We start from the raw sequence: 12927 nt of genomic DNA on the forward strand, positions 1-12927 counted from the left end.
TAAGCCTGCCTGCGCCGATGGTACTGCTATTGCGGGAGAGTAGGTCGTCGCCAGTTTTTATCAAAAGCCTCAAGATTTATTTCTTGAGGCTTTTTTTGTGTTTAGACTTTTTGAGATGTTAGTAATTAGATATTAGAGCTTCACGAAGCTGAAATGCGTTCTTTAGGTCTAAGTTCTCGATACAAAAATCATAGATTTTCAATCGAACTGACGAAGTGTTGAGATTCCTCGATAAACTCACAGAATGAAAGTTTTATTAATGTCTTATGGTTATAACTTAAAACCCGCGTTAGGGATAGTGGTGGAAATCCTTTTGTTTGACGAAGGATTTTGTTTTTAGGTGCTATGTTACTCCAAACAAAAGATTGCAGCGGATAGCCCGACCGAGCGTTAAGGGATTCATATAATTTAATAGGATGCTAGCTGGCGAGGGAACGCCATAAAAAAAGCCCAACCGAAGTTGAGCTATGAGTTATCCAAAATAAAATGAATCTCGATCGTTCAAGAAATTGAAATGTTGACGAGTTTTATCTTGTTGTTCTTTATCAATCTCGAATTGTAAAATTTCTGCATGCTTGTTTATCGTTTCTAAATCTTGGCCTAAGGTATCAAAAAGATGAGAATCTCCTTGATAAACGAGATTATAGCCATCTATACCAGTTCTATTTACGCCTGCGACAAAAGCCATGTTTTCTATTGCTCTTGCTTTTAATAACGAAATCCATGCTTCACGGCGTGCTTTTGGCCAACTGGCATTACAAAGAATCAAATCATATGGATCTTCTTTTGTGTTGCGAATCCAAACCGGAAAACGTAAATCATAACAAACAATTGGTCGAATTTGCCATCCTTTATAATCTATGGTGACAATTTTATCACCTGCAGCGTAAACACCCGCTTCTTTTCCATAACTAAACAAATGTTTCTTGTCGTATATGTAAATAGAGCCGCTTGGACAGACGAAGTAAAAACGATTATAGTAGTTGTTATTCTCGTGTGTAGAAATGCTTCCAGCTATCGCAGAATTCAGTTCTTTAGCTTTATGTTGCATCCATTCGAATGTTTCTCCAAAAGGTTTCTGAGCAATTTTTTCTACATTCATCGAAAATCCTGAAGCAAACATTTCGGGTAACAATATAATATCGGTTTGATGATTGCTTAACAATTTGTCTAAATAGGTTTGATTTGCTTTCGCATCTTCCCATATAACATCGTATTGAATCAATGATATTTTTAGTTTAGTTTGCTTTTCCATTGTTGATAAATTTATGATCTAGTTTTGGATTATTCGAATGATTGATGATGTAATACGTAAAGATAAACATAAAAAATCCGATAAGTGCTCCACCGACTGTATCGATAGCGAAATGGCGCGATAAATAAATTCGACTAATTGCAATACTTGGAAAATGTAAAGCGAAAAAAAGTTGTAACCATCGGTTTTTTTTGAGTAAACACAACATCATCGAGATTATAACGGCTGTTAATGAATGTCCTGATGGAAAAGTTGATGCCATTTGTATCGCGTAATCTTTGACCAAAACGATGTCTATTTTCTTTTGAGTGAAATAGTATCCTGGACGCAAAACTTGTTCAAAATATACATTCTTAAAAAAGACACTTATTGTTGATGCAACAGCACCTGAAACGAATAGGTAATAAAAATATCGTTGTGTTTTTTTCCATAAAAGATAGCCGAGCAAGATGAAAAATAAATAGTAGGTTCCGAAATCTGTATAGAATACAAAGAATTTATCGAAGTAATGATTGCTATATTTATTGAAATGCAAATGCAATTCATCGCGACCAAAATATTGTGTCATGGCAATAGCAGCAAAATTGTAGATAAAAAATACAATAAAAAAGGGCCAAATTCTTAGAAATAAGTCTTTTTGTTGATTCATCGAAAATTATTATTTGTTCAAATTTAGGCAAAAAAAAACTTGACTAAATAGCCAAGTTTTAAAACGTTTTAATATTGTTTAAAAAAAATTATTTTACTTTTTCTACGATAGCTTTGAAAGCTTCTGGGTGGTTCATCGCTAAATCCGCTAAAACTTTACGGTTTAATTCGATACCAGCTTTGTTTGCAGCACCCATAAATTTAGAGTAAGATAATCCATGTAATCTTGCTCCAGCGTTAATTCTTTGAATCCATAACGCACGGAAATTTCTTTTCTTTTGACGTCTATCACGGTAAGCGTAAACTAATCCTTTTTCTACTGCATTTTTAGCAACAGTCCAAACATTTTTTCTTCTTCCGAAATATCCTTTTGCAAGTTTTAAAACTCTTTTTCTTCTAGCTCTTGACGCAACTGCGTTTACTGATCTTGGCATAATTTTAATTTTTTTGTAGTGGGCGAGATTTCTCTGCTTTAAGGCCCAACGACAGGGTTAATAATGAATTAATAAACCAAATAAGAACAAGTTCTTATTTTAATCTTAATTGTTGTTTTACTGAATGAACATCAGCTTGATCCACTAAACCGGTTTGAGTTAAATTTCTCTTTTGTTTAGTTTCCTTTTTTGTTAGGATGTGGCTTTTAAAAGCGTGTTTTCTTTTAATTTTACCTGTTCCTGTTAATTTGAAACGTTTTTTCGCTCCAGATTTTGTTTTTAATTTTGGCATGATTACAAATTATTTAAAATTAAAACGTTTTTATTTTTTTGTAAGATAATGAAACCTAATTATTTCTTAGGTCCCATCATCATAATCATTCTTTTACCTTCAAGTTTTGGCATTTGTTCTACTTTTCCAACATCCTCCAATTCTTGTGCTAAACGTAACAATAAGATTTCTCCTTGATCTTTAAAGATAATAGAACGTCCCTTAAAGAAAACGTATGCTTTTAATTTAGAACCTTCTTCTAAGAAAGATCTTGCATGACGTCTTTTGAATTCGTAATCGTGATCATCTGTTTGAGGACCGAAACGAATTTCTTTAACGACAATTTTCTGTTGTTTAGCTTTAAGCTCTTTTTCTTTTTTCTTTTGTTCGTATAAGAACTTTTTGTACTCTACGACACGACAAACAGGTGGAATGGCTTTTTCACTGATCATAACCAAATCTAAACCTTGTTCTTCTGCAAGTTCTAAAGCTTTAGAAATTGGATATACACCAGGTTCTATACCTTCTCCAACAACGCGTACTTCTTTCGCGTCAATCTTATCATTGATCTTATGTTGATCTTCCTTAATTACTCTGGCTGGACCTCTGCCGCCTTTTCTTCTAATTGCGATAGTTATTCTGTTTTAAATTATTTTAATTTGATTTGTTCTTTCATGAAGTTGATAAACTCTTGAATAGTCATCTCTCCTAAATCACCTTCTCCGTGTCTTCTTACAGAAACTGTACCGTTTTCTGCTTCTTTTTCACCGATGATTAACATGAAAGGAATTTTGCTGATTTCGGCATCACGAATTTTTTTACCAGTTTTCTCATTTCTACTGTCAATCAATCCGTTAATTTCCTCTTCGGCCAGCAAATTTAATACTTTTTCTCCATATTCCACATATTTTTCACTAATTGGTAAAATTGTGAATAAATCTGGTGTTAACCAAAGTGGTAAATTACCTGCTGTATTTTCTAACAAGATAGCAATGAAACGCTCCATAGAGCCAAATGGCGCACGGTGAATCATTACAGGTCTGTGTTTTTCGTTGTCTGCTCCAGTGTAAGTTAAATCAAAACGTTCTGGTAAGTTATAATCCACTTGGATTGTTCCTAATTGCCATTGACGTCCTAATGCATCTTTCACCATAAAGTCTAACTTAGGTCCGTAGAAGGCTGCTTCACCATATTCTACAACTGTTGGTAAACCTTTTTCTTCTGCTGCTGTGATGATGGCTTGCTCAGCTTTTGCCCAGTTTTCGTCAGAACCGATGTATTTTTCTTTGTTTTCGGGATCTCTTAATGAGATTTGAGCCGAATAATTATCAAATCCAAGATTTGTAAATACATAAAGTACTAAATCAATTACTTTTTTGAATTCTTCTAATAATTGATCTGGTGTACAGAACAAGTGAGCATCATCTTGAGTAAATCCACGTACACGTGTTAAACCGTGTAACTCTCCTGATTGTTCGTAACGATAAACTGTACCAAATTCAGCATAACGTTTTGGTAAATCGCGGTACGACCATTGTGACGTTTTATAAATTTCACAGTGGTGAGGACAGTTCATTGGTTTTAACAAGAATTCTTCTCCTTCGTTTGGTGTTTTTATTGGTTGAAAACTATCTGCACCATATTTTGCATAGTGACCAGAAGTTACATACAACTCTTTTTGACCAATGTGTGGAGAGATAACCATTTCGTATCCCATTTTTTGTTGCTCTTTTAATAAGAAGTTTTCTAATTTTCTTCTTAAAGCAGCTCCTTTTGGTAACCAAAGTGGTAAACCTGCACCAACTTTTTCAGAGAAAGCAAATAAACCTAATTCTTTCCCTAATTTACGGTGATCACGTTTTTTAGCTTCTTCTAATAACTCAAGATATTCTGTTAAATCTTTTTGTTTTGGAAATGTGATACCATAAACACGCGTTAACATTTTATTTTTCTCGTCGCCACGCCAATATGCACCCGCAACATTCAATATTTTAGCAGCTTTTACAATTCCCGTATTTGGAATGTGTCCACCACGACATAAATCTGTAAAGTTATCATGTGTACAGAATGTGATTTCTCCGTCTGTTAAGTTAGAGATTAATTCTGTTTTGTACTCGTTGTCTTTATATGTTTCTAACGCTTCAGCTTTTGAAACTGAATATAATTTGAATTCAGCTTTTTTCTTTGCATTCTCTAACATTGCTTTTTCAACTTTCGCAAAATCAGCTTCTGTAAATTTATCTTCCCCAAAATCAACATCATAATAGAAACCTTTATCAATTGCAGGTCCGATTGTTAATTTAGCGTTTGGATAAAACTCAACAATAGCTTGTGCTAATAAGTGAGCAGACGAATGCCAAAAAGCTTTTTTACCCATTTCATCGTTCCAGGTTAACAATTTGATCGTTGCATCTGTGGTGATTGGGGTTGTTGTTTCAACTTGTTTATCGTTTACTATAGCCGAAATGACATTACGTGCTAAACCTTCACTAATGCTAAGCGCTACATCCATAGGTGTTACGCCACTCTCATACTGTCTTACACTTCCATCTGGAAGAGAAATGTTTATCATCTTACTTTTAGAATTTGTACTAAGATGCAAAAATACGAATTTTCTGTAAGTTGACGAAATTTTTAAAGGGTTGATTTTGATTAAAATATTATCGTTTGGGATTAATGAATTTATAACTGATAAACCAGATAGCTACACAAAATAAAAAATCAAAAAGGTAAATGAAAATATTTTCTCGAATACTATTTCTAAACAAGTTTTGATGAATAGAGTATGGAATTAAATTAAAAAATCCAGGACGTGTAATTAGAGCATAAAGAATTAAACTAATTAAGGTTGGAATAATAAATTTTTCATCAATAAGTAAATTAGAAATATTATTTCTTTATAAATTTTAAAACTTCGTTTGACTCTTTTGTTTTTATGTAATAAACTCCTGAAGCTAAGGCTTGACAATCAATTGTGATGCTCGATTGATTATTTAGTGGTACAGGTTGTACCAATTGACCAACTGAATTGTAAATAAAAAGCGTATTGTTTTGAGCGTTCAATCGAGATTTATCAATACCAATTGTAATTTTTTCATTTGTTATCGTAGATGATTGTAACCAAATAAAAGGTTTTGAGTCAATTGTTTTTGTGTTTAAACTTTCGTGTATTTTAAATTGCGCTACAACAGGCAAATGATCACTCATATTGTATAAATTATTTCGCAATGTTTGTGAGTAAATCCCCGTACAATCGGGATCTTTTACGTCTTTGTCCAAACAATTTCCATTATTTCCGTAGGCTTTATAACTATCGTTTACATAAGATAAACGTGTGCTGTTCTTGAAATTATCGCTCATCATAATAAAATCAAAACGATCATCTAATCCACCGCCTGCTCCTGCGTTAGTGCCGCTACCAAAACCGACGTTTGAAACACGAGTGCTCTGAGTATGTAAATAACTAAAATCCGGATTGTTTTGCCATTTCCCTGGTGCATTTAAGGGATCTACCATCAAAATAGCATTTTCAGGGTTTAAAATTTCTTGATAAGCTGGTTCTGATGAATTATAAAAATTAAAATCACCCGCAAAAAGTACATAGGTATTGGGTTGTGTTAAATTTTTTAATGATTTTGTTACTTCTTGTACCATTTCCAAACGCATTTGACGATTAGCAGGTCCTGTACTCGATTTTAAATGAGCTACAAAAACTTCTAAATGAATAGGATCGTTGGACGTTGTATTCAATTGAAAAGAATATTGATTGATATCGCGGTAGACTGTTGGGATTCGTTGCTGGTTGACCAATGTTAATTTACGTGTATTATAAAAAACCATTGTTTGCAAGGGATCATCTAATTTGGTTGTATCCGCAACAAAAAGCGCGCGCGCAAATTTGTCAGGTTGATTTTGCAACGAGGTATTTAGAATTAAATCAGCACCATTTTCTGTTACCAATTCACAAATCATAAATAAATCAGGTTTGTAGTCGTCTAAAATATCTCTTAAAATCAATTGACGATTTTGAGGGAGTGAAACCGGAAATTTAAACACATTATAAAACATGGTATTTAATGTTTCCTGAGAAAAAGTAGTAACCGAAAGTATTAAAAATAGAAAGCGTAATATTTTTTTCATATCAAAATGATTATCGTTTAACAAATCAACTATTATAACATCTGAAAACGGATATTGACCGATGTTAAGAATGTAGTAAATATATTGATTTTCAATTTAATAAGCAAGTCGATTGTAACAGAAAGTAATTTATGTATATTACAAAAAAAATCCAGTTTCGTTTAGAAACTGGATTTTTGAAATATTTTTAAGTTCGTGCTCGTTTAAAATAGAGAAATAAAGTCAGTAATCCGAAAACGATATTCGGAATCCATGAGGCGATAAATGGGGAAACATATCCTTTTTCGGAAAATGTAGAAGTTGTTTGCGAAAAGAAAATGTACACAAACGCTAACGAAATACCAACGGCTAAGTTGATTCCGATTCCTCCACGTCGTTTTTTAGATGAAAGTGATAAAGCTAAAATCGTTAAAATAATTGTAGAAAAAGGAACACTCAGACGATTGTTTAATTCGTTTTGATAGGTGTTAACATTGGCAGAACCTTTTGCTTTTTGTTTCTGAATAAATTCATTTAGCTCAAAAGTATTCATTGTTTCTGCAACATATTCTTCTGGTAAAATTTCGTCAGGCGAAGCGGGCAATTTTATATTTGTATTGGGTTCGTACGTTAATTTTTCAGTATGATCTTTGTTTATTTCTCTTGTATAAACACTTATCAATGCATATGTAGAATCTTTGTCGTTCCAATTAAAACTTGAGGCAATGATTTGTTTTTTTAATTCAGTTGAATCAAATTTTTGGTAGACAAAAGAACTTCCTAATTTTTCTGTTCTATCATAACTATCCACAAAAACATATTCTTTTGGCGAAATTTGTGAACCTATGCGTTGCCTTTTGTAATATTCTTCCTTTTTTGAGTTGCTGAGCATATGAACATACTCATATTTATTTTTCTTGATATTAGCCCATGGCAAAACAATGTTTCCAACAACCAAGGCTGAGATTGCCAAAAATATAGCTACCCAAACATATGGAAGGGTAAATCGATAAAAACTAATTCCACCCGAAAGCACACCTACAATTTCAGTTTGCATTGTTAACCGTGAAGTAAAATAGATCACGGAGATGAAAACAGCAATGGGTAAAAAGGTGTTAATAATCCAAATTGACCAATAGGGGTAAAATTGAGTTAATGCCGAATAAGCAGTGGATCCACTATCATTAATACGTCCTAATTTTTGACTAAGATCGACAATTACAGCGATGGTAGACAAAATCAAGACCATGAAGATAAAGGTTCCGATAAAGTTTCGGATGATGTATTTATCAATTATTTTCAAACTACAGACGTTGTTTTAGTTGTGGCACAATTTGTTCTTTCCATTGAGCGAAATCTCCTGCTAATATATGCTCTCTTGCAACTCTTACCAAATCTAAATAAAAGGCAAGGTTATGAACTGATGCAATTTGTTTTCCTAAAGATTCTTGTGCATTAAATAAATGACGAACATAGGCTTTTGTGTAATAACTATCCACATAGCTCGTTCCACTTTCGTCTAATGGTTCAAAACAATCTTTCCATTTTGCGTTTTTCATATTCATAACACCATTCCATGTAAATAACATACCGTTACGTGCATTACGCGTAGGCATTACACAGTCGAACATATCAACTCCAAGTGCAATACATTCGATAATATTCCAAGGCGTCCCAACTCCCATTAAATAACGAGGTTTGTCTTGAGGAAGAATTTCTGTTACGATATCTGTCATTTCGTACATAACAGGTTCTGGTTCACCAACAGATAAACCACCAATTGCATTTCCTTCTGCACCGAAATCGGCAATGTATTTTGCAGACTCTTGTCGCAACTCTTTGAAATCGTTTCCTTGTACAATTGGGAAAAGCGTTTGTTTGTGATCGTAATATTCAGGATTATTATTCAACCAAGTTCTACAACGCTCCAACCAACGATGTGTCACATGCATGGCACGTTTTGCATCGTGATATTTGGCAGGAATTCCTGTTAATTCATCAAAAGCCATAAAGATATCTGCACCGATGTAACGCTGGATTTCCATAGATTTTTCAGGTGTAAACATATGATAAGAACCATCAATATGCGATTTGAAACGTACACCTTCTTCGGATTTCTTACGACTTGTCGACAAAGAGTAGACTTGGAATCCTCCTGAATCTGTCAAAATTGGTTTTTGCCAATTCATAAATTGATGCAATCCGCCTGCTTTGTGTAAAATATCAGTTCCTGGTCGTAAATACAAATGATACGTATTTCCAAGAATGATTTGGGCTTTAATATCTTCTTCTAACTCACGTTGGTGAACAGATTTTACTGTACCAACTGTACCAACAGGCATGAAAATAGGTGTTTGAATTTTACCATGATCGGTTTCTACAACTCCAGCTCTTGCCTTTGAAAATTCGTCTTTTTTATCGATTGAAAATTTCATAGTGTGCAAAGATATTAATTGTTTAGCTTGTTGCGAGTTGGTTTCGAAAAAAATAACAAAAAAATAAGGATAAAGTTTGCTTTACCCTTATGTAGAAATTTTATGAAATGATTATTTTGTAAAACGTAACGACATTTTGCGGTCAGAAGCTCTTTCTTCATCAGAAGCTGTTTCTGCCACTGTTGCAAACTCTTCTCCGTAACCTTCAGCAGAAACAACTTGCGCACCAACACCACGTTTAGCTAATTCAGCTTTTAAGTAATCAGCTCTTTTTTGAGAGATCTCTTTGTTTTTCGCATCATCACCAACTTTATCCGTGTAAGCACCAAGTTTTATTTTTGCGTTAGGATATTTTTTCAAAATAGCTGTAACATTATCTAATTGTACTTCCGAACCCGCTTCTAATTGATCAGTTTTGCCAAAAACAAAATTCACATTATCAAAGTTAAACCATTTATCTTTTAATTGATCTTCTGTTAAATTAGCAAATTCTGGCATTTTGATAAATTTGATAATTTGATCTTCTAAACCATTTGCATATCCTGATAAGGCAATTCCGTCTAAGTCGATTGTTGATAATTCTTTTGTAGTTTCAATACTGTCTGTACTAAAAATCGCACTATCCGTGATTACTTCTGTATCTGTTGTTACATTTTTATCTTCGTCTTTGCAATACTTCAACAAGAAAAATGCAGCTAAACCTAAAATAATTAGAGGGATTATCCATTTCCAAAATCCGCCACCGCTATTATTTTCGTTATGATTATGAGAAGAATGTATAGGTTCAACAAAAGGTTTTTCTTCTGGTTTAACCGTATCTTTAACTTCAGCAAAAGCATCTTTAATTTTTTCTTTGGCAGACTCTACTGTTTCTGTAGCGGTTTCAGAAATATTGGGTTTATCGGTAAAGAAAGATCCTAAACCTAATGCACCAAGTCCTAATCCTGCAGGGATTAAACCTACTATTTTATCTTTCATTCCAGCTAATTGTGAGAAGAAATCACGTTCTGTCAAATTATTAAACTCAGCTTCTTTTCCTATTGAGCCGAATGTTGTTAAAGCGGTTAAGTCCAATAATTTTGATGAAGAAGCTGTTGAAATACCTGCAAACTCTGCCACTTTCGCAATAATAGGTTGTGTATTATTTCCTAAAAGAGTAGCGATTATACTAATTAAGTTATCTGGTGTTTCTTGTGTTGTTGAGATATTGGATAATCCTCGCGAAGCACCAAAAGATTTGATTGCATGAAATAATCCGTTGGTAGAACTACCTTTATCCACTAAGCTTCCTAACAAAATAGGCAAATAAGCACTCATTGCTTTTGAAATTCCAGTATCGCTTTCGCCTAATTCTGATGAAACTTTCGAGATTAAATTTGGGTTAATGTACCCTTTTACTAAATCAATAATGTTCATAGTTTTCGATTTTTTTAATTATAGTTTTTTTGTTGTTGTAATTAGTTGTTTACCAATATTGTACCAATGTTCATGATGGTTAAAAATAGTTAAAAAAAGTGATAATTTTTATATTTTTTTGAAAAGATGTAAGATTGGAATTAATTTTATCAACTAATTTGACAATAAATAAGACAATGCAAGAAGAAGACAAAGTGGATAGTTTAAAAGATGTGATTGAAACGCCATTTAAAGATTTAGAATATATCACCAATATCTTAATCACAAAAGGTTCTGAAATAGGTTGGAGCTTGGTTTCTGCTATTTTAACTTTAACCATCGGTTTTTGGATATCAACAAAACTGAAAAACCTTATTGAAAAAAGAATGATAGCGCGTAATGTTGATTTGTCTATTCGTTCGTTCTTAGTACCAATCATTAATATCTTTTTTAAAGTTATCATCTTAATGTTCGTTGTAGATCGATTGGGACTAAATGCTTCGGGATTGATTGCTGCACTTGGTGGAGTTGGTTTGGCAGTTGGTTTAGCTTTACAAGGTTCTTTATCAAATTTTGCGGCAGGAATACTCATCATTATTTTCAAACCATTCAAAGTTGGAGATTATGTTGTTTCGCAAGGACATGAGGGAACAGTAGAATCGATTAATATATTGAATACCGTTTTAGCAACTGCAAAAGGTCAAATTATTACATTGCCAAATGGTAATTTATTTAATAATCCAATCATCAATTATTCGGTCAAAGAATACCGTCGGTTAGATGTAAATGTAGGTATTTCGTATGATGACGATTTTGACAAAGCTCGTCAAGTATTATTAGATGTTTTAGATAAAAATGAGTTGGTTGATGATGCACAATCAAAAACCGTAGAAATTTTAGAATTTGCTGATAGTAGCGTTAATTTAGCCATACGTTGTTATGTTAAAAATAGCGATTATTGGACCGCTTATTGGCAGTTGTATCGAGCAGTGAAATATGCTTTAGATGATCATCATATTTCAATTCCTTATCCTCATACGGAAATGGTTTTTAAAAATGAAGCCAATTCACCTACAAATCCATTAGAAAACAAAGAATAATGAAGTATTTTTTGATTATATTTTTAATTCTTTCTTCTGTGCAAATAAGTGCACAGAAGAAAGAATTAATTGATCAGCATCTTAACTCAGATTTCTACTCGACTCAATTTACAGGATTCTATTTGTATGATCCAATAACAAATGAAGAATTGTATAATTACAATGGGAACAAGTTTTTTATTCCTGCTTCTAACACCAAAATCTTCACCCTTTATACAGCGATGAAGATGTTGAATGATTCGATTCCTGCGTTTAAATATCAATTAATTAACGATGAATTACATGTACAAGGGACTGGAGATCCAACATTTTTGCACCCAAAATATAAAAATACACGAGCAGTAGACTTTTTGAAAAATAATGGATCTAAACTTATCTTTCATTGGAATAATTTTGATGAAGAATCTTTTTTACCAGGATGGACTTGGGATGATTTTAGAAAAGATTATTCACCAGAAAGAAGTCAGTTCCCGATTCATGAAAACTTAGTGTCTATTTCTAAAAACGGGAATTCCATCAAAACATTTCCTACTTATTTCGAAGAATTAACAGAAATTAGAGAAATGCCAGAACCAAGGAGTTTTTATGATAATAAATTTTATATCAGCAACAAAAAACGTTCAGCAAAAGTACCCTTTATTGTAAATGAAACGGTAATCGAAAAATCATTGTCGCAAATTTTGGGTAAACCAGTTGATATGGTCAAATCGCCAATGGCAAGAGAAGCAAAAGTTTTTTACAGTCAGAAGTCAGATGATGTTTACCGCGAAATGATGGAGAATAGTGATAATTTTTTGGCAGAACATTTATTGATTTTAGCTTCGAGTACATTACCAGGGAAATTAAGTGCTGCAGAAATTATAGCGTATGCAAAGCAAAACTTATTAAAAGAGTTGAAACAGCAACCCGAATGGTTTGATGGTTCTGGTTTGTCGCGTTACAATTTGTTTACACCGCAAAGTTTTTCACAAGTTTTAGAAAAAATGTATAACGAATTTCCAGAAGAACGTTTGTTTTCTATTTTCCCAATTGGAGGTAAAACTGGAACTATAAAAAATAGATACAGAGATACGATGCAACCCTATATTTACGCTAAAACAGGAACATTAAGTAATAATGTAACGTTGAGTGGTTATTTGAAAACTAAATCTGGTCGAACACTTATTTTTAGTTTAATGAATAATAATTCAGTTAAAAATTTATCGTGGATCAGAAATGAGAATGAAAAACTCTTAAGAATTGTGAGAGATCATTATTAAAAGTTTTCACA

At 33.0% G+C, this 12927-nt stretch carries 12 protein-coding genes; 2 read left to right on the plus strand and 10 right to left on the minus strand.

Annotated features, from left to right (window positions below):
• Nucleotides 1-472 precede the first annotated feature (472 nt).
• The 10 genes from HX088_RS04345 to HX088_RS04390 form a co-directional block, all read right to left on the minus strand.
• A complete protein-coding gene (locus HX088_RS04345; RefSeq protein ID WP_225541717.1) occupies nt 473-1255 on the minus strand; it encodes a nitrilase-related carbon-nitrogen hydrolase in 783 nt (260 codons plus the stop codon).
• Nucleotides 1239-1904 carry a phosphatase PAP2 family protein gene (locus HX088_RS04350; protein WP_286483542.1) on the minus strand — a complete coding sequence of 222 codons (666 nt, stop codon included), beginning with the start codon at nt 1902-1904 and terminating at the stop codon, nt 1239-1241. The genes HX088_RS04345 and HX088_RS04350 overlap by 17 nt, the downstream gene beginning before the upstream one ends.
• A gap of 88 nt (nt 1905-1992) precedes the next feature.
• Nucleotides 1993-2337 carry a 50S ribosomal protein L20 gene (gene rplT / locus HX088_RS04355; protein ID WP_171622611.1) on the minus strand — a complete coding sequence of 115 codons (345 nt, stop codon included), beginning with the start codon at nt 2335-2337 and terminating at the stop codon, nt 1993-1995.
• 94 nt (nt 2338-2431) lie between these two features.
• Nucleotides 2432-2629 carry a 50S ribosomal protein L35 gene (rpmI, locus tag HX088_RS04360; protein WP_038337133.1) on the minus strand — a complete coding sequence of 66 codons (198 nt, stop codon included), beginning with the start codon at nt 2627-2629 and terminating at the stop codon, nt 2432-2434.
• 59 nt (nt 2630-2688) lie between these two features.
• Entirely contained in the window at nt 2689-3198 is a 510-nt protein-coding gene (gene infC / locus HX088_RS04365) for a translation initiation factor IF-3 (RefSeq protein WP_225532389.1), read from the minus strand.
• Nucleotides 3199-3257: 59 nt separating this feature from the next.
• Nucleotides 3258-5180 (minus strand): threonine--tRNA ligase, encoded by a 1923-nt coding sequence (thrS, locus tag HX088_RS04370; protein ID WP_225538875.1) that lies wholly within the window; start codon nt 5178-5180, stop codon nt 3258-3260.
• 317 nt (nt 5181-5497) lie between these two features.
• A complete protein-coding gene (locus HX088_RS04375; RefSeq protein ID WP_171622609.1) occupies nt 5498-6748 on the minus strand; it encodes a T9SS type A sorting domain-containing protein in 1251 nt (416 codons plus the stop codon).
• 187 nt (nt 6749-6935) lie between these two features.
• Nucleotides 6936-8030, minus strand: a complete 1095-nt coding sequence (locus HX088_RS04380; protein WP_225538877.1) for an LptF/LptG family permease — start codon at nt 8028-8030, stop codon at nt 6936-6938.
• Nucleotide 8031: 1 nt separating this feature from the next.
• On the minus strand, nt 8032-9162 hold the full coding sequence (gene tgt / locus HX088_RS04385; protein WP_171622607.1) for a tRNA guanosine(34) transglycosylase Tgt: 1131 nt from the start codon (nt 9160-9162) through the stop codon (nt 8032-8034).
• A 111-nt stretch (nt 9163-9273) separates the two neighbouring features.
• The gene (locus tag HX088_RS04390) at nt 9274-10578 is read right to left on the minus strand and encodes an OmpA family protein (protein ID WP_188319553.1); all 1305 of its coding nucleotides are present in this window, start codon (nt 10576-10578) and stop codon (nt 9274-9276) included.
• A 176-nt stretch (nt 10579-10754) separates the two neighbouring features.
• Here HX088_RS04390 and HX088_RS04395 point away from each other — a divergent pair, with 176 nt between their 5' ends.
• Together HX088_RS04395 and HX088_RS04400 are read left to right on the plus strand one after the other, a co-directional pair.
• Nucleotides 10755-11657, plus strand: a complete 903-nt coding sequence (locus HX088_RS04395; RefSeq protein WP_171622616.1) for a mechanosensitive ion channel family protein — start codon at nt 10755-10757, stop codon at nt 11655-11657.
• Nucleotides 11657-12916: a D-alanyl-D-alanine carboxypeptidase/D-alanyl-D-alanine-endopeptidase gene (locus tag HX088_RS04400; RefSeq protein WP_286483543.1), complete on the plus strand. Its 1260-nt coding sequence runs from the start codon at nt 11657-11659 to the stop codon at nt 12914-12916. Before HX088_RS04395 ends, HX088_RS04400 begins: the two co-directional genes overlap by 1 nt.
• The last annotated feature ends 11 nt before the right edge of the window (nt 12917-12927 follow it).

Origin of the sequence: Empedobacter sp. 225-1 (genome assembly GCF_030328185.1) — a bacterium.
In the GTDB taxonomy this organism is placed as follows: domain Bacteria; phylum Bacteroidota; class Bacteroidia; order Flavobacteriales; family Weeksellaceae; genus Empedobacter; species Empedobacter stercoris.